General features: G+C 33.6%; 20 protein-coding genes. 7 read left to right on the top strand and 13 right to left on the bottom strand.

What is annotated here, in order from left to right; genetic code table 11:
- Positions 1–22: 22 nt before the first annotated feature.
- The 8 genes from Q1A01_RS08740 to Q1A01_RS08705 form a co-directional block, all read right to left on the bottom strand.
- Entirely contained in the window at positions 23–466 is a 444-nt protein-coding gene (locus Q1A01_RS08740) for a hypothetical protein (RefSeq protein WP_299679037.1), read from the bottom strand.
- Positions 467–700: 234 nt separating this feature from the next.
- Complete coding sequence (locus tag Q1A01_RS08735) at positions 701–1,114, bottom strand: SMI1/KNR4 family protein (RefSeq protein ID WP_299679034.1); 414 nt, start codon at positions 1,112–1,114, stop codon at positions 701–703.
- Between the two features lie 26 nt (positions 1,115–1,140).
- A complete protein-coding gene (locus Q1A01_RS08730) occupies positions 1,141–1,512 on the bottom strand; it encodes a DUF4923 family protein (protein WP_299679031.1) in 372 nt (123 codons plus the stop codon).
- Positions 1,513–1,595: 83 nt separating this feature from the next.
- Complete coding sequence (locus Q1A01_RS08725; protein ID WP_299679028.1) at positions 1,596–2,099, bottom strand: hypothetical protein; 504 nt, start codon at positions 2,097–2,099, stop codon at positions 1,596–1,598.
- Positions 2,100–2,117: 18 nt separating this feature from the next.
- Complete coding sequence (locus tag Q1A01_RS08720) at positions 2,118–2,327, bottom strand: hypothetical protein (RefSeq protein ID WP_299679025.1); 210 nt, start codon at positions 2,325–2,327, stop codon at positions 2,118–2,120.
- A 23-nt stretch (positions 2,328–2,350) separates the two neighbouring features.
- Positions 2,351–3,853 (bottom strand): N-6 DNA methylase, encoded by a 1,503-nt coding sequence (locus Q1A01_RS08715; protein ID WP_299679022.1) that lies wholly within the window; start codon positions 3,851–3,853, stop codon positions 2,351–2,353.
- A 3-nt stretch (positions 3,854–3,856) separates the two neighbouring features.
- Positions 3,857–4,771 carry a hypothetical protein gene (locus Q1A01_RS08710; protein WP_299679019.1) on the bottom strand — a complete coding sequence of 305 codons (915 nt, stop codon included), beginning with the start codon at positions 4,769–4,771 and terminating at the stop codon, positions 3,857–3,859.
- A complete protein-coding gene (locus Q1A01_RS08705) occupies positions 4,771–5,073 on the bottom strand; it encodes a helix-turn-helix transcriptional regulator (protein WP_299679016.1) in 303 nt (100 codons plus the stop codon). The genes Q1A01_RS08710 and Q1A01_RS08705 overlap by 1 nt, the downstream gene beginning before the upstream one ends.
- A 788-nt stretch (positions 5,074–5,861) precedes the next feature.
- On the opposite strand from Q1A01_RS08705, the gene typA reads away from it, so the two are divergent.
- From typA to Q1A01_RS08680, 5 genes are all read left to right on the top strand, one after another.
- Complete coding sequence (gene typA / locus Q1A01_RS08700; RefSeq protein WP_299679013.1) at positions 5,862–7,658, top strand: translational GTPase TypA; 1,797 nt, start codon at positions 5,862–5,864, stop codon at positions 7,656–7,658.
- A 562-nt stretch (positions 7,659–8,220) separates the two neighbouring features.
- Complete coding sequence (locus Q1A01_RS08695) at positions 8,221–9,153, top strand: GNAT family N-acetyltransferase (RefSeq protein WP_299679010.1); 933 nt, start codon at positions 8,221–8,223, stop codon at positions 9,151–9,153.
- The gene (locus Q1A01_RS08690; RefSeq protein ID WP_299679007.1) at positions 9,150–10,250 is read left to right on the top strand and encodes a DegT/DnrJ/EryC1/StrS family aminotransferase; all 1,101 of its coding nucleotides are present in this window, start codon (positions 9,150–9,152) and stop codon (positions 10,248–10,250) included. Before Q1A01_RS08695 ends, Q1A01_RS08690 begins: the two co-directional genes overlap by 4 nt.
- On the top strand, positions 10,251–11,735 hold the full coding sequence (locus Q1A01_RS08685; RefSeq protein WP_299679004.1) for an O-antigen translocase: 1,485 nt from the start codon (positions 10,251–10,253) through the stop codon (positions 11,733–11,735).
- A gap of 2 nt (positions 11,736–11,737) precedes the next feature.
- A complete protein-coding gene (locus Q1A01_RS08680; RefSeq protein WP_299679001.1) occupies positions 11,738–12,478 on the top strand; it encodes a transferase in 741 nt (246 codons plus the stop codon).
- A gap of 6 nt (positions 12,479–12,484) precedes the next feature.
- Here the strand turns inward: Q1A01_RS08680 and Q1A01_RS08675 are convergent, their stop codons facing one another.
- Complete coding sequence (locus Q1A01_RS08675) at positions 12,485–13,630, bottom strand: glycosyltransferase (RefSeq protein WP_299678998.1); 1,146 nt, start codon at positions 13,628–13,630, stop codon at positions 12,485–12,487.
- 34 nt (positions 13,631–13,664) lie between these two features.
- On the opposite strand from Q1A01_RS08675, the gene Q1A01_RS08670 reads away from it, so the two are divergent.
- Positions 13,665–14,495, top strand: a complete 831-nt coding sequence (locus tag Q1A01_RS08670; RefSeq protein ID WP_299678995.1) for a glycosyltransferase family 2 protein — start codon at positions 13,665–13,667, stop codon at positions 14,493–14,495.
- Positions 14,496–14,900 carry an FdtA/QdtA family cupin domain-containing protein gene (locus Q1A01_RS08665; RefSeq protein ID WP_299678992.1) on the top strand — a complete coding sequence of 135 codons (405 nt, stop codon included), beginning with the start codon at positions 14,496–14,498 and terminating at the stop codon, positions 14,898–14,900.
- Here the strand turns inward: Q1A01_RS08665 and Q1A01_RS08660 are convergent.
- The 4 genes from Q1A01_RS08660 to Q1A01_RS08645 all read right to left on the bottom strand — a co-directional run bounded on the left by Q1A01_RS08660 (position 14,886) and on the right by Q1A01_RS08645 (position 18,583).
- Positions 14,886–15,818 (bottom strand): glycosyltransferase family 2 protein, encoded by a 933-nt coding sequence (locus Q1A01_RS08660; RefSeq protein WP_299678990.1) that lies wholly within the window; start codon positions 15,816–15,818, stop codon positions 14,886–14,888. The two genes, Q1A01_RS08665 and Q1A01_RS08660, sit on opposite strands and share 15 nt — an antisense overlap.
- Complete coding sequence (locus Q1A01_RS08655) at positions 15,811–16,698, bottom strand: glycosyltransferase (protein WP_299678988.1); 888 nt, start codon at positions 16,696–16,698, stop codon at positions 15,811–15,813. The genes Q1A01_RS08660 and Q1A01_RS08655 overlap by 8 nt, the downstream gene beginning before the upstream one ends.
- 66 nt (positions 16,699–16,764) lie before the next feature.
- Positions 16,765–17,496 (bottom strand): methyltransferase domain-containing protein, encoded by a 732-nt coding sequence (locus tag Q1A01_RS08650; protein WP_299678985.1) that lies wholly within the window; start codon positions 17,494–17,496, stop codon positions 16,765–16,767.
- A 16-nt stretch (positions 17,497–17,512) separates the two neighbouring features.
- Positions 17,513–18,583, bottom strand: a complete 1,071-nt coding sequence (locus tag Q1A01_RS08645; RefSeq protein ID WP_299678982.1) for an acyltransferase — start codon at positions 18,581–18,583, stop codon at positions 17,513–17,515.
- Between the last annotated feature and the right edge of the window lie 95 nt (positions 18,584–18,678).

Below are 18,678 nucleotides of genomic sequence, written 5' to 3'. Positions count from 1 at the left end.
TAAATTCTTCATCAAACCTGAACTAAATAATAATTATTTGTCGAATTTTAAGGTGTCCTAAAAAGGGGAAGCCTACATCTGGATCATACCATAATAATGCTCTTTCAAGAGTTGAGTGAATAAAGTTTAATAATAAGAAGTCATCACTTTTATCAATTGCAATATCTAATTTATTATTTGTTATAACTTTAGAGTAGCAAAAAGAATCTATTAATTTTAAATGGACTTCATTAGGCTTTATATCCAAATTGTCATTAATCCAACCCAACACTTCATTTTTAGATTTGAATGAAATACATAAATGAAATAATCTTTGAATATCGTTTCTAATTGCCCAAGGATAATTTAAATCAACTAATGGGAAATTTATATTAATCCACTTGTGATGATCTCTTAAAACTTTTTCATTGATATTAAAATAGTCCCACTCATTAATACTATAAGTTTTTAGTAATTCTGCTATCATTTATATTATCAATGTTTTTTAATAAAATATAACGGACTTGTGTATGAAACGTAGCGTGTAAAAAGACACTAACTTTCGGATTAACACAGAGCCAAATTTTTATATTTTGTTTTTAATTTTTTTTTTTTTTAAAGCCAAATTAAAAATTTGACGGACTTTCTAAATATACATAAACCTTTCGTTTAAACACTTATTAGCTATGTTTTATACACCTTGTTGTGCATAGTTTTTTTGTCAGTATATTTTTTCTGAATTAGTCATAATTTCAATCATTGATGTTTCAAAATCATCAGCTACTTTATCATTTAAATCTCCGAGAATATTTTCGTAATTTATATAAATACCTTTAGTTTTCCTATAAAATCCGATTTGATGACTGTTTATTAGATAATCACAAAAGGGTATAAAATCGTTATTTGCCGATTCTTCATATTCTTCTTTGATTCGCTCTAATGGAAAGATTGAAAACATATGTTCATTCCAGTCAGAATCTTTAAACCCATTTATATTTGAGTAAAATTGTCTAAAAGTTTTAGGGAATTCAAAATCAAGATAATTTTCCAGTTTAATTATTTCAGAGAGTTCAACACCTTGATTTAATTTTACAGTAGAGTTTTTCCAAAAGTCAATTATTTTACTAATCTCCATTACTATTAAGTCATATTTTTTTAGTCTTAAATTCTTGTCAATAAAAATTCTCCTAATCCGAGTTTTAAAGCAAGTTCATTTTGAGTAGACTTTAAAATTTTAAATTCTTGTGGACCTCTTTCTATACCTAAAAGAATTATAGAGTTTGACGTAGAGTTGAATGTCCAAGTTCCGCTCGTTTTCTCTCCCATCATAGATGTGTCAAATTTTCCATCAGATTTTAGATTGATTTTCCATTTTCCAATTATTTCTGCTTTCATATAAGCTAATCCAGCTGGATCTATATTTTCATTAAGAGCTTTGGCAAAAACCCAATTTCCAGTAATTAAATCTGATTCTTGAGCAATTAAGTTAGTAGATATAAATACAAAAGAAATTAAGAATAATATTTTTTTCATTTTCTGTTTTTTTAATTATGCACAACGGTTCGTGTAAAATGCGTTTTAATGCATTTTTACACTTTGTTGTGCAACGTTTTTATTCATAATTTAGGATAGTATCTAATTCCAATTAGTTCATAATCCTTCATATTCTCGATTTTTATAAATTCATTTTGATTATCAGACCAAACCTCATCATTGAAATCAATTACAACATCTCCAACTGTCTTAATTGCTTTTCTATCCCAATAATCAATAATATTATATTCAATATTTAATTTATCAAGTTCAGATTCTATTTCACCCAATCTCTTAATTCTATCTGCTTTTAAAAACTCTGAATTGAGTTTAAATTTATCGTTTTCAAATTCTGTCAATTCAGGGTATTCAGGGTCAAATCTATCGTTTTGAATTGATTCAAGTTTGTCATTGCTAAAAATCAGTTCATACATGCTGTAATGAATTCCTTTATTAGGTTTGGATACATTAATGTCTCCGTCTGGTTCTCCAAGTTTTTCAATAACCGTTTTAATAGAATCATTAATTTCCACAGTTCCAAATTTTCCAGTTTTTAGGAAGTCCGATATTTTGATTTCAGATTTCATCTAATGTTGCACAACGGTCTAGTATAAGAATAGTAGCGGATTTTCACATACTAATTTTTCGGTTAAACACAGACCTTTTTTATATTCACTTACTTTTGTTTTAGCGATTAAACCGCTATTATTTTTATACATTGTTACCTGCTGGCTTTTTTTCGCAAACTTGCTAGCGTTGGCAAAGACATACTCTTTTGCAATTTTTGGCGTAGCATAGGCAGTAGCGAATTGCAAATGTGTATGGCTTTAAGCGTTGGCTAAAATCCGTACAGTTTTTCAATCATTTTGTTATTCTCCATTTCAAGGTTCGAGTCATAATCCCCTGAAATTTTAACTTGTTCAATAATTTGCTTAATGTTTTCGGTTATAGTTTTTTCTTGTTTAATGCTTGGTTCTAAAAAAGGAATACGTTTTATATAATTGGATGAGTTGTTCGTTGAAGGATTTATTGTTCTGATTAATTTATTACAAGTTGGTGAATTAAAGAATGCAAGCAAATAATGTATTAATTCCTCTTTTTTTGGAAAAATACCCACTATTGACTGGTCAAAAAGTCTGTTTTCAATTATAGCTCCAGTTATTGAACTCGAACTGACCATTGGCACAGCTATTCCTTTTTTAAAATAGAAAGAAGAATTCTGATAACGAGCTTTCTTATCTTTCTTATAAAAACTAACCAAGTCGCTTGACCATTCCATAAACCAATTATCAGCTTTGTAATATTTTACATTACCACCTTTAACAATCGGGACATATATCTTTTCATTTTCAATTCCGTTTAAAGGTATTGAACTACAATCGTAAGTAATCTTTTCTTGGTCGACTTCATCATATCTCTTTGAATTGCGAATTTCCTTGCTAAGAACTTTTAATCTATCCTTATCATTTCCAGAATAAAAGCCAGTTGCACAATCACAAATATCTCCAATGCTAGTTTTGACTTGTTTTATACAAGCCGAAACATCAGGATTAGCATTTGTTAGAAATATGTAACCATCATTATTTAAAACATCCTTTTGTTGAATTTTTAGTTTTGTTAAGTGTTTTAAATTATTGTTACCTAATTCATCGACACTTTCATAATCTTTAATGATTTTGAATGTGTTTTCTATGTTTAATTTGTAGTTGCTGGATTTCTCTAGGGAAATGATTGACAAATTTGCATAGCCAAAATTAACTCCAGGGAAGTATGAGGATGGAAATAAAGCTATCTCTTTTATTTTGGTTGTTGAAAGTATATATTTTCTAATATCCTTGTGCATATTTAAGTTCAAATATGTATCAGGAATAATAAAAACTAATTTTCCACCTTCATTTAACGATTCGATACTTCTATAAAGAAAAAGCGAGTAACTTTCTTTTGCATAAAATCCGTTAAACCTTTTCTTTAAGGTAGCTCTGTCTAATGTGTTTCTCCAAGCTCCATAAGGTGGGTTAGCAATAACTGCATCATATTTTCCACCCATAGAACATAAAAACTCTAAATCTAAATCTGTTAGCGTATCGGTTTGTTTAACAGATATGTTTTCTAAATCTTGATATTTTGAATTCAAAGTATCACAAGCCTTTTCGTTCAGTTCAAATGCATCTATTTTTATGTCCTGATATTTATCTAAAATTGGGTCAATAAAAACACCATCTCCTGCACACGGTTCAAAAATGGTTTCTGTTCCGTTTAAATCTAGTAACTCAACCATATATGAAACGATTGGTTCAGACTTGGTATAATATGCTTGAAATATTCTTTGTTCACTAATCATAATTTACCAAGTTAAGTATTGAGTTAAGTCGTTATCGTCAAGGTGTTTTACAAAATCACTATCTAAATCGTCAGTCCAATTTATATTTTCAGCAATCCAAGAACTAATATCAAATCCTGAATATTTATGAAGTTCTCCATAAGTTTCTGCTCCCGAGAAAGCACTCCAAGTTTTAGAGTTCTTTAGGGTATTAAAATAGTTATTGTTTTCAGTTGCTCTAACAAAAATCAGAGGTTCGTAATCATCTTCAAGATTATGATAAATACTTGCAACAAGAAGAAGTCTGTTTACATTACCTTTTTCATTAGAACCAAAACCACTTTTGAAATCTACTACGTATTTTTTACCTTCAAAGATGAAGTGTAAATCTAATTCAAGTTGAATTTCGCCTGACATAACCAGACTCCAAACTTTATCGTAGTATTTATTAAGTTGTGTTTTTTGCTCCGCTGAAATATCTAAGTTGTTTATGTATTCTTGAACTTCATCAGCTAATTGTTTTTTAACATCTGCGAAAAGTGGTGGAACAAATAATTCTAAATCATTAATTGGATATTCAAATGCTAATTTGCAGAACGGTTCCCATAATTCTCCAATTCTTCTTGAAAAAGCCATATATTCATAAGGCCAAACTGAATGTCTAACTTCGAGCATTACTACATAATTGCAGTATGTAACCATTAAAACACATTCAAGAATTTCTTGATTAGACCAGCTATCTTTCTTTCCTTTTTGTTCTATTATCTCTATTATGGTATTTCGAGCTCTAACAAGTAGGGTATTTAACCTTTTTGCTTTTTTTTTAAATTCGGTATTTCCATATTCTTTATTGACCTCGGCAATAAATTCACTCGACCTATCTCTAAAGTATTTTAAGAGTTCTGTTTTATTTTTGGCTGTATTTTTTGTAATGTTCATTAGCTCTTTTGAGTTTTTATGTATTCTATTTTCTTTTCGGCAACTTTCATTGCAAGTAAACCCAAATCTTCATCTTGGACTTCATAAACAAGTTTGTCACTAAGCCAAGCTATAACAACTTCGTTTTTTTTATCTTCATAAAATTCAGAAAGTGCTTTAACTTGTTCTTTTGTTGGCATTCGGTCATTTCGCTCGATTTTACTGAGAAGAGTTGGGTCAAGCGACAATTCCGCTCCAACTTCCCTAAGAAGAAGTCCTTTTGATTCTCTTAATGCACGTAAAGTATCTCCAATATTTTTCATAAGCCTATTTTTGACTTGACAATATTTGGCTAATATAAATATTTTTTCTGAATATGAGTGTCGAGCGTTGGAAAAAGGCAAGCTCTTTTTATTTTTTGAGGCACGAAAAAAATGAAATGTGCTTGACTGTGTGGTTGGCTTTTCAGCTTGCAGGTAACTAGTATATATCATTACCTGTATGATAACTCTATATTCGATTATTTCCTTTCAAATGTAGTTAAATCTTTAACAAACACACTTGTAATTTGCTGTTATATAGCTATTTTGTATGTCTAGAGGTTATGATTTGTAACGTATACAAACGACTTCAAATACTTATAAACGTTTGTAATTAGAATGAAACCTACCCATTCTAAAACATTCCACCTTACGGAAACCCGTAAATCTAGTTAAAATGCTCCTGAGAAAGTTTTCGCGAAAGCGGAAAAAGAAATATTAATAGTAATCCCGAGATACAAACCTAAGACGCTCCCCAAGAAAACGAGTCCTACGTCTTACGTCCTATAGTCCTATGTCCTATTTTTTCGCGCAAGCAAAAAATCAATCCTTTCACCAGAAAAACACTCTCACATTTACCACCATAAAGCTCCCTCAAACCCACGCTTTCACCACACCTCAGAAACCCTCTCTAATGCTACGAAAACGTTATCATTTCAATATTCCAATACATACACTCATTTATCCATTAAAAAAGAGTACTTTTGCACCGCCAAAAACGGGCTCGTCAAACAGGTCGTTTTATAACTAGGCACTTAATTAAAAAGATCCCGTTCACTCGGGCATTCGTTATGGATATTAGAAACATCGCCATTATTGCACACGTAGACCACGGTAAGACTACCTTGGTAGACAAGATTATGTATCACTGTGAACTTTTTCGTGAAAACGAATCTAAAGGAGAACTCATCCTTGATAATAATGACTTAGAACGTGAACGTGGAATTACCATTACTTCTAAAAATGTATCGGTAAACTATAAAGGGACTAAGATCAATATCATTGATACGCCTGGTCACGCCGATTTTGGAGGGGAAGTAGAGCGTGTATTAAATATGGCAGATGGAGTATGTCTACTCGTAGATGCTTTTGAAGGACCGATGCCACAAACGCGTTTTGTATTACAGAAAGCAATTAGCCTTGGGTTAAAGCCTTGTGTAGTTATCAATAAAGTAGATAAAGAAAACTGTACCCCAGAAGAAGTACATGAGAAGGTATTTGACCTCATGTTTGAATTAGGAGCAGAGGAGTGGCAGTTAGATTTTCCAACCGTATACGGTAGTGCAAAGCACAACTGGATGAGTGATGATTGGGAAAATCCAACAGATTCTATCGAGCCATTATTAGAAATGGTGATGAATAATGTACCTGTACCAAAAATTGAAGAAGGAAATACTCAGATGTTAATCACATCTTTAGATTTCTCTTCATTTACAGGACGTATTGCGATAGGACGTTTAACGCGTGGTGAATTAAAAGAAGGAATGCAAGTTTCTTTAGTGAAGCGTGATGGAGCGATTAAGAAAACACGTATTAAAGAATTACATACGTTTGATGGTTTAGGACGTAAGAAAGTACAAAGCGTACAAGCAGGTGATATCTGTGCGATTGTTGGACTAGAAGGATTTGAAATTGGTGATACCGTTGCCGATATTGAAAATCCAGAAGGACTGGCTACAATTGCTATCGATGAGCCAACCATGAGTATGTTATTTTCAATTAACGATTCGCCGTTCTTTGGAAAAGACGGAAAATTTGTAACCTCTCGTCATATTAAAGATCGTTTAACAAAAGAATTAGAAAAGAACTTAGCACTTCGTGTAGAAGAGACTGATAGTGCTGATAAGTTTATGGTATACGGTCGTGGAGTAATGCACTTATCTGTATTGATCGAGACAATGCGTCGTGAAGGATATGAATTACAGATTGGTCAGCCACAAGTAATCATTAAAGAAATAGATGGTGTCAAATGTGAGCCTGTAGAAGAGCTTACCATTGACCTTCCAGAGCATGTATCTGGTAAAGCAGTAGAATTTGTATCGCTTCGTAAAGGAGAGATGCTTTCTATGGAAGCCAAAGGAGATCGTATGATTATCGAATTTATCGTTCCTTCTCGTGGTATTATCGGTTTACGTAATCAGTTATTGACAGCAACAGCTGGAGAGGCGATTATGGCACACCGCTTTAAAGAATACCAACCGCTTAAAGGAGATATTCCTGGACGTATCAATGGTTCTTTAGTATCTATGGAAAACGGAAATGCAATTCCTTATTCTATCGATAAGTTACAAGATAGAGGGAAATTCTTTGTAGATCCGGGAGAAGATATTTATGAAGGTCAGGTGATTGGAGAAAATAGCCGTCAGGATGATATGACCGTAAATATTACTAAGACAAAAAAGCTTTCTAACGTACGTTCTTCAGGAGCTGATGATAAAGCAAAGATTGTTCCTGCGATCAAGTTTTCTTTAGAAGAAGCCTTAGAATACATTCAGAAAGATGAATATGTTGAGGTGACACCAAATCACTTACGTTTGCGTAAAGTATACTTAAAAGAAGTAGACCGTAAGCGTAATAAGATTGTATAAGTTTAGAAACTAAAAAGTAAGTATACCTACCTTATATCATTTCTCCCTCTGGGAGAAACAGGAATGAGGGAATATAAAAAAGAGTGCTTATTTTTAAATTATAGAAATCCTCGTTTGTTTTCAAACGGGGATTTTTTGTTCCCTCATTACTGAAACGAGTTCAGCACAGGCACTAGCCTTCTCCCCAAGGGAGAAGGAACTCTTACGTTTATTTGTTTCTTTATACGCTTTCGCGAAAGCGTATAGAGTGGCTCCTGTCTGCTCGAGCGCAGTCGAGAGCTATATTAAGTTTATAAATTCATAGGTTCTCTACTGCGCTCGAACGGACAAAAAACATGAATTCTTAGTCTTGATTCTTGAAGCGTAGCGATCTTGATTCTAAACATCCTATTCTTAACAAAAACCTATCTCGTTTTTATATCTTAGCAGAGATAATTACAGGCTTGTAAACGATAGTTGCAATTCTGTCGTTATCTATACAATACACTAAGTAACCAAAACCATTATTATAAAGAATACTACGCCATATACCGTACAGCAGTACCAAGCATCCCATCGTGCAGTGTGGAATGATTTTATCGCTTTCGCGAAAAATGCCACCTTCTTATTTCACAGGGATTTTATGGAGTATCACAAGGATCGGTTTATGGATCACTCATTACTGGTGTACAAAGGATCGAAACTTGTAGCGGTATTACCTGCCAATAAGGTAGATCAAAGAGTACATAGTCATCAAGGTCTTACCTATGGCGGATTGGTGTTATCTCCTAAAATCAAGTTAGTTGATGTCATTGAAGTGTGTCAGACACTCTTGAAGCATTTATACAATCAAGGAATCACCACATTACATCTTAAGGAATTGCCTTCGTTTTATAGTACATTGCCTTCAGAAGAAATGGCGTATGTCCTACAGTTAGTACAAGCACGTTGTACACGTGTTGATACCGCTTCTGTGATTGACTATCGTAACCGATTATCAATCCAATCCAATCGAATAGGAGGCGTAAAGAAAGCACAGAAGCAAGGATTGCGTATCGAGGAAACACAAGATTTCGAACCTTTCTGGAATGAGATTTTGTTGCCCAATCTAGAAAAACGACATGCAGCTAAACCAACGCATACCCTAGAAGAGATCAGTTCGCTTCAAGCGAAATTTCCTAAACATATCAGACAATTCAATGTCTATAAAGAAGATCAGATTGTTGCTGGTGCAACAATTTTTCAAACAAAAACAACAGCACACGTACAATACATTTCTGCTAATGAACAGAAACAGGAATTAGGAGCCTTAGATTTTCTTTTTCAAGAATTGATTACCAAAACCTTTGCAGATACTTGGTATTTTGATTTTGGAATCTCTAATGAGCAACAAGGCACTAAACTCAACAAAGGACTTTCATACTGGAAGGAATGTTTTGGTGCACGTACCTATGTACATCGGTTTTATGAGATTGAGACAACAAACCATCACCTTTTAAACGACGTATTCCTATGATGCCATTTTTAGATCTACGTGCTTTAAATGCACCCTATGACACCGAGTTTCAAGAGAAGTTTAAAGCTTTCCTTGAGAAAGGATGGTATATCCTTGGGGATGAAGTACGTCTTTTTGAAGAGGAATTTGCGGCCTATTGCGGTACAACCTATTGTATAGGAACTGCCAACGGACTGGATGCGCTTCGATTGATTCTAGAAGGTTATAAAATATTAGGAAAACTCTCGGAAGGCGATGAGGTATTAGTCGCTTCCAATACGTATATCGCTACCATTTTAGGCATTCGCCAGGCAGGATTAGTCCCGGTATTAGTAGAAGCTGATTTAAAGACTTATAATTTTGACTTTGAAGATCTTCAGCAGAAGGTTACAGCAAAAACCAAAGTAGTGATGCCTACGCATTTGTATGGGCAATTAACAGATATGGAGGCGGTGTCCGCTTTCGCGAAAGCAAACAATGTATTAATCGTTACAGATTCGGCGCAATCACATGGAGCCAAAACCTCTCAGGGAAAACGAAGTGGCAGTTTAGGAGATGCTTCTGGGTTTAGTTTCTATCCCACCAAAAATTTAGGTGCTTTAGGTGATGGAGGTGCTATTACTACAAATGATAAAGCTCTTACGGAAGTCTTAAGATCGTATCGCAATTACGGATTTAAAGAACGGTATGTAAGTGCCTACGAAGGTTTGAATTCGCGTCTAGATGAAGTGCAAGCTTCGTTTTTACGTATTAAATTACGAAATTTAGATGCTTCCAATACACAACGAAGAGCGATTGCAACACGTTATATAAACGAAATTAAGAACCCTAAAATTACGCTTCCTTCTTGGAATGGTAGCGAAGATCATGTGTTTCATCTCTTTGTGATACGTTGTAAAACGAGAGCGCATCTTTGTGACTATTTAAAAATGAATGGTGTAGGTACGATTATACATTATCCAGTGCCACCACATCAGCAAGAAGCATTGAAAGACTATAATCACTTATCGTTCCCAGTAACAACGCAAATTCATGATGAAGTGGTGAGCATTCCTTTGAATCCTGTAATGACTAAGGAAATGGTATCACAGGTGATTTCAATATTAAATAACTACTAATTGGAAGACGAGAAGAAGTCATATCAACAAGTGATGAAGGCAACTTCACTATTTGGCGGTGTGCAAGTACTTCGTATTTTGGTGACTGTGATCCGATCAAAGGTAATGGCAACCTTACTCGGACCAGAGGGTGTGGGAATTTCTAATCTGTTAACACGTCCATTACAACTCATTACAACAGCTACACAATTAGGACTTGATAAAAGTGCTGTGAAAGAGATTTCGTCTCAATATAAACAAGGTGATGAAACACAAGCGTACCGAATGATTGCCATTCTCAAACGTTTGGTATGGATCACTGCGATTATAGGAGCTATTTTTACGATTGTTTTTTCGGGTGTTTTAAGCAAATTTACATTTGACTCATACGAATATACCTATACCTTTATGTGGTTAGGACTCGCAGTGGTGTTTAATCAATTGGCGATGAGTAATTTTGCTGTTTTGCAAGGACTCCGGAAGTTAGCATTTCTCGCCAAAGCAAATATTTATGGCTCAATAGCTGGACTTATTGTTACGATTCCGTTGTATTACTATTTAGCACTCGATGGGATTTTGCCTGCCATTGTAGCAACTTCTGGTTTTGTATTTCTATTTGCTTATTTCTTTGCCAAACGAACGGTCAAAGCGCATACTTCAGTAACGAATGCTACTGTTTTTTCCGAAGGTAAACCGATGATCAAATTAGGCCTTGCTTTGAGTTTTAGTAGCATTATCGGGTTGGTAGTTGCCTATCTTATTTTAGTATTTGTTCGTGCGGAAGGTGGCGAAATAGAAGCAGGATTTTATGGGGCTGGAATCGCTATTCTAAACAGTTATGTTGGACTCATTTTTAATGCCATGTCTACCGATTATTATCCTAGACTTGCTGCTGTTTGTAATGATATAAAAGCAGTCGTTAAAACTGTTTTTGAACAAGCTTTTATTGCTGTTTTATTAATAACACCTATTGTGATTGTATTTATTGCGTTTGCACCTTTATTGATTAGCTTGTTGTATTCTTCGGCGTTTGAACCCTCCGTTTCGTTAGTTCGTTGGGGGATTTTAGGAATGGTATTTAAAGCCGTTTCTTGGTCTATGGGATATGTGATTATTGCTAAAGGAGATGCTAAGCTCTTTACAAAAACAGCTGTCTTTTTTAATAGCATACTACTTACTCTGAATGTGATAGGGTATTACTATTGGGGATTAGAGGGTATCGGAATTAGTTTGTTGGTGTATTTTATCATTCATTATTTGGGCGTACGCATACTTACCTACTATCGATATGGTTTTAAAATGAAAGCTGGATTTTATCCTGTGTTTTTACTATGTTTGGTATTGTGTGTTGCTGCATTTGGTGCTACTTATATTGAAGATGCGTTATTTAAATATGGAGTACTTATCTGTTTAATTGTAATTTCTTCGTTATATTCATTTCGATTATTAGATACCAAAATTGGATTTAGATCGTTGCTTGATACGATTTTAAAAAGGAAAAAATAATAATGAGTGTACTGAGCCCTTTACGAAAATTACGCAAACGCTGGAAAGCGTTTTGGTATGTGAATTGGATCAAAACCTATTATTTTAATTTCAAGAAGTTTCCTTTTAAAACAGCAATGAAGTTGCCTGTGTTTATATACGGAAATTATAAACTTACCAATATTAGCGGAAAAGTGATTATAGATGCTCCTATTCAAAAAGGGATGATTGGTTTTGGACATCCTTTTGAGGTTCAAAAACGTTCTTGTGGATTAGGAGAGGTTGTTATTGCAGGAACTGTTGTTTTTAAAGGGTATGTGCATTTTGGGAGAGATGTATATTTTCATGTGGGATACGATGCCTACTGTGAAATGGGTACTTTTTCTTGTTTAGGGGCAAGATCTCAGCTTATATGCAAAGAACGTATTGTTATAGGGAATTATGTGCGTATTGCATATGAAACACAGTTATTAGATTCTATTTTTCATCAATTGATTGATATGAAAACGAATACTAAGAGACCTATTACGGCACCTATAGAGTTGGGTAATTATAACTGGATTGGAAATCGTTCTACAATTATGAAAGGAACCAAGACACCTGATCATACCACATTAGGTTCTAATTCTTTGTGTAATAAGGATTATACAGATTTAGGAAAGTATATAGTGATAGGTGGTGTGCCAGCAAAATTACTGCAAACCGAGGTAAAACGTGACTGGGAGGGAGAGCAGCCTATTTTAGATAACCTTTTGGTGAAGTAGTCTTAGTTAAGAATGCTTCCAAATATCAAGATACTTTTGAGCAATGGCAATATGGTCGTGATACTTTTCTACAAATACCTTCGCGTTTTTACCAATTTCGGTGATGCGTTCTGGGTGTAGAATTAATTGTTCTAGCTCAGAAGCAATTTGCTCTGGGTCTGGTGTAGCGTCTATGGCTACTGTATGATCTAATTGGTAATGTTTCTTAAAATGTGTGCCAGCACCTGTAAATACTACCTTTCCTTTTGCCATCGCTTCTAATGCATTATACCCTTGATCGTGAGAATATACTTGATCTAGTAGAATATGTGCTTTGTCATAGGCTTTGATATATTCTGTATAAGGTAGAGACTCGACAGTAATGACTTCTATTTTTGAAGGGTATTTTGTCATGACAATTTCTAAAGCTGCTTCAAATACATCATTTCCTTTCTTTATATAATTTGCTCGATTAATTCCGTGAAAGAGGACTATTTTATCTTGATTGGGAATTGTTTTACGGTCTAGTTTACTAAGATTAATAGGTGTAGGAATCAATGTGGTAGCTTTCTCGTGTCCTTGTAGCCCTAGATAATAATCCATATCGGTAGGGATAATGGCATTGACTTTACTTTCTATAAACGCATAGAGTTCTTTATGCTTTTGAGTCGTATACTTTAAAGCATTGGCATAATACCTTTTTAAAGAGGTGTCTTTTTGATACGGTGTAAGGATATGATAAGGGACTACGTTCTCTTTAAGTAAACTCTCTATCCAAGGAGTGTCTGTGCCACAGGCAGATAGAAACAGCGTCTTGTTGTGTTGCTCTAAAAAAGTGATGCATTTTTTTTCTTTAGCAATGGTTGTTCGGATGCTCCATGAGTTAATAAATTGTACAACATCATAGCCTTTCATGTGCTCTCTTTGTTTCCAAAATTTAACTCCAGTCTCTATCAATGCGAGGTCAACTTTAGTAAGCTTATAAACTAGATGACGTATTTTATTAATCGTCCAGTTTGAGGTACTCCAAACGGGAGCAATGGCAATATCTACAGGAAATTTTTTAAAATTGTCACCTGTTCCCACAAGGGTTACGTGATGCCCTAAAGCAGTTAACCCTTCTTTTAAAGAATTGTGAAAACGACTATATTCGCCAATTAAGAGTATCTTCATAATGAGAGATATCAAATATACTATAATCCACTAGATGAAACCCGATACTGTTCCTTTTGAAATTTTAATTTCTACGATGTTTCGATCGGATCTTTCGTTTTTGGATGCCATGTTTCCTGATGGTGATTATAGTAGCTATTCTATTTTGATTGTTAATCAAACGGATGCTAAACGACAACTTCACTCTTCACACGCTCATGTACGCGTGATAAATACAGAAGAAAGAGGCTTGCCACAAAGTCGAAATATGGCCATCAAAAATGCTATAGGCGAGATATGTCTCGTTGCAGATGATGATGTGTTGTATGTGTCCAATTTAAAGCAAATCATCTTTGGCGGATATGAAACGTACCCAGATGCTGCAGTAGTTACGTTTCAGTTACAGAAAGCTAATGGTAGCTTATTTAGAAAATATCCAGCTGTAACGCATCATACCAATACCTCCTATAAAACGGTAAATGGTGTGGTGATTAGTTTCAAAAAAGATGTTTTATTAGAAAATAATGTGTTGTATAATCCTCATTTTGGATTGGGTGCAACCTTCAGTGGGGCCAATGAGTATGTGTTTATGCGCAATGTAATGAAAGCAAAACTTCCCGCTTATTTTATTCCAAGGCCTATTCTCACACATCCTGATGTAAGTTCTGGGCAAGATTTAGGAAGCGACCGACTTTTATATCTTAGAGGTGCATTAGCGTATAAATGTTATGGAATTTGGGGCTATCTTTGGGTGATGAAGTATGTTTTCTTTTTAGTTAGAAATAGGATTATTAAGGCTAAGTACGCTTTCGCGAAAGCAAAAACAGCTTATTCAGGAATTAAAAAATATAAACAACTCTTAGTATCTGGAGAAGAACGTAGATAAATGGTAGACAACATCAAACTCATAGAAATTCCTAAAATTACAGATCCTCGTGGCAATCTGGCAGTGATAGAAAAAGATACACTTCCATATGAAGTACAACGTGTCTATTACTTATATGATGTGCCGAGTGATGCGTACCGAGGAGGTCATTCTCATAAAGAGTGTATGGAGTTTTTAGTGGCGCTAAGCGGTAGTTTTGAAGTGGTGCTAGATGATGGGACTTCTAAAAAACGAGTGACGCTTAATAAACCCAATAAAGGTTTACTGATTCCTACAGGGATATGGCGTGAGTTAGAAAATTTTTCTTCTGGTGCTGTTTGCTTGGTACTCGCTTCACATGAATATGAAGAAGAAGATTATATACGTACTTATGATACGTTTAAAGCTTCCTTAATAGACACCTAGACGAATTCCTAGTTTTTCTAAGATTCTCTTTATGCCAAAAAGTAATTTAATGATAAAGGCTGGAGCATTCAGTAATTTTAGTTGCTTTTTTGATAGGCTTTTTGGGTCGATGCGATCTATAAAAAACTGCGCTTCTTTAGGTTCATTCCAATGTTTTGCTCTGATAACAAGTGAGAATCGATTGAGATCTAAAAACTTCTTTAGCGCCTTGTTTTCTTTTTCTATAGTTTCATATGCAACAAAGTTAGGTCTGTGTTTTACAGAGCGAATACTTTTATATAAACTTATAGGTGCGTAGGTATATGAAGCACATGATCTCGTACTAAATGCAATAGGGTAGTGGATGCCTACACGAATCCATAAGTCAGTATCCTGTCCACTTTTAATAGAAGTGTCATAGGTGCCTATATGATCAAATATGGTCTTTTTAATTACGGTAGAACTACTAGTTAATAAGGTGTTTTTGTAACTCGATTCAAAATAATTGAGGGATAGGTGTGCTGCATTTTCTGGATTTGAGAATGTGTATTGGGAAGGGCGTTTCCCATCGTGTTCCTCTATTGTAATAGCGGTTGCAAATACCTGATGATCTGGAAATTTTTCTATTAACGTATTGATTTCTTCAAGATACTCTATATCCCAAATATCATCACCGTCTAATAGAGCAATGTACGTTCCAGAGGCAAGTGCAATACCTTTATTACGCGTGGCCGCAGCTCCTTTGTTTTCTGAGAAAGCGTGATACGTAATCTTATCGCTTACTACAGTTTGTATGGTTTTTTCACTATGATCTGAAGAAGCGTCGTTTACAATAATGATTTCATAATCTTCTACAGATTGTGCCAACACACTTTGCAAGGTGTTCTTTATAAAGTCTCCTTTATTGTAAACAGATATGACTACCGAGAATTTAGGCATCTACACGTTTTTTTAAACTTGCATAGTGATGTAATTTGTATATATCAAATAAAAATAGTGAAGGAGAGGAACTCAATAATTTCTTTTCAATTCGTTTTTTAAATGGAGTAACTAATCTTAGAAATAACCCAGTTATTTTTCTTTTTTCAAGAAGACAATAGCTCTTTTGTAAGTTGCTAAGTGTGCATTCCATGAGTTTTTTTTGCTCGTAATATACCGTAGTTTCTACAGCTTCTAAGGTTTTTTTTAGAAATACTGTATTTTCTTCTAATCCTAGGTGTATAATAGGATTGTTTATATGTTTAATACGTGCATTGAGAACTTTTAACTGATGCGAAAAGAGATTGTCAAGTCCGTATCTATTTTCGGTACTAATATTGGCTTTTAGGAAAAAGTCTTTCTTAATTAATAAGTTTTGAGAAATAATAAAACAAGGCTGTTGTAATCTTTTTTTAATAGATTGCGATTCTCGATGTTTTCCATAATACCAGCGTAAATACGTACTTGAGTTGGGTGATTTTTCTTGATAAGAAACGCCTCCATAAATGACATCGATATCTTGATGTAATTCATCTATATAGTTTTGAATAAAAGAGGAAGTAGCAGGTACTACATCTGCATCTAAAAAGAGTAACCAATCATAAGTGGCTGTCGTGGCTAATACCTCACGATTTTTAGTACGTCCTAGGTTTTGTTTTTGAAATAGGTACTTTGTATGAGAGAGTATATTAACTTTTTTATTTTCTTCCGTATACAAGGATGATTGATCATCAGAAACAATAATTTCAAAAGGAACGGCTATTGTTTCTAGTTGCTCATGAATAGTAGCAATGAGCGAGTAAATATTATAGTTATATGTTGGGACTAAAATAGAAAGCATGATGAATTACGAAAATACGATATTCATCTAGATATTATTGATGTCTTAAAAAGTAAAATGGGAATCCTATTTCGTTGCTTTGATGACATGTTCTGAAAGCCAACCATTTTGATGATTTTCAATGGCTTGAAATGCAATAATTTCTGTATTGAAGTTAACAGATTGTAATCTTTGATTCAATCCATTTAAAGAATATATACGGACGTGATCTTTTTGACCAAATGCTTTGAGTCGTTCTGCTTCTGAAGTGATACTATCATCTTCATAGATATCTCCTTCTTTAAAAGGTGTCTGGATAAGACAGACTCCATTGGGTTTTAGGATACGGTATAATTCGTTCATAGCTTTTAGATCCTCAATGATATGTTCTAATACGTGATAACAAATAATAACATCTTGCGAGTTGTCTGGAAGTTTTATGTCTGTAATGTCATAAGAATGATCTGCTATGAATTCATCTTCAAAATCGGTAGCGATATAGTGGATGTCAGTTCTTTTTTTAAAAGAACGGTATAAGGTTCTAGGAGGCGAGAAATGTACTATACTTCCAGATAGTAGGTCATTGGTTTGTAATAGATGATATAGCCTTCTAGACCTGCTTCTACTACCACAAATAGGACATAATAGATCTCTTTTGCCTAATGGAATAAACTTTTTAAGATGTGTATTACAAACATTACAGGTATACGTACTCCCACGGTATTGGAATAAAAATAGTTTACGAAACAATACTTCATGCTTCGTGAGGAATGAAGTAGGCAGTATTGATTTTGCTATTTTTTTTAGGGTGTTGTACATGGAATACTATAAGCGGTTATTTAATGCGGTATTTATTTTTAATTTTTAAGAAGTAACTCTCAAAATATGTATAGGATATATGGGATATCAGAATCGTTAATACTAATGTAGATATATTTAATAAGATAATAGACACAGTATCAGAAATGATATTCATCTTTTGGATTTTTAAAAAAATGAAAACAATAATGTTTAAAGCAATAATGTGATACATATATATACCATAGGATATATTTCCTAAATGATTTAGTAGCTTACTTTTAATTTCAATATTAAAATTCAGATGACTTACAGTATATATGAATAATGTGAATAGTATACAGGTAATACCATTGTATAGAAACTTATGATCTATTAAAAATAGATCTGTAAAGAAAAAGAGAAAAGTACAAGTTATTATTATGATTGGAATCAATCTAATCTTTTTCAAAAAATCAAGCTTTTCTTTTTCCTCTAAGATCGCCATGATACCTCCACTAAGCATAAAAAAATAGATAAAATGATATTTCCTTAATGTATAAAAATCTTTTGTGTGATAAATGATTATGTAACTAAAGAAAATTCCAGATAAAACAAGTAGGATTTTTTTCTTGTTTAGAAAATAAAGTAATGGTGCAATAATAAGATAGAATTGTTCTTCAATACCAATAGACCAAAGGACTTCTAAGACACCACCAGGTTGATAACTTGCAAAAACATTAGGTAAAAAGAATACTGTCAATGCTAGACCTGTAGAAAGATCATAATTGTTTTCATAGGGTATATTTAATAAAGGAAGTAAAAACTGATAAAATAAGAATCCAAATAATACTATGAAATAGTATAGTGGGAGGATTCTTAAAATTCTTCGTATATAAAACTTCCTTATAGAAAAACTATCTCGTTGCTTCTCTTTATAAATTAACCGTATGATTAAGAACCCACTTAATACAAAAAACATGTAGACCGCTTCTGTACCTCTATGAAACATAGGAAGGTTATTAAAGTAAGGTAAGCCTTGATTCTTTGATAATTGAGGTACGTGAAATAATAAAACAAAAGTTGCTAAAAAGAAACGTATAGGTGTTAAGTTGGGCAACTTTTTCATTGTAGACTTTTAAAAGTAGATTATAACAGGCTAATTTATTAAGTTTATTAATAAGAATTTTAAATAATTGTCAAATAAATGTAAATATTTGATTT

The organism is uncultured Dokdonia sp., from assembly GCF_947492815.1.
Taxonomy (GTDB): domain Bacteria; phylum Bacteroidota; class Bacteroidia; order Flavobacteriales; family Flavobacteriaceae; genus Dokdonia.
The sequence above is the reverse complement of the archived record's forward strand: the minus strand, read 5'-3'. Positions and strand labels throughout refer to the sequence as shown.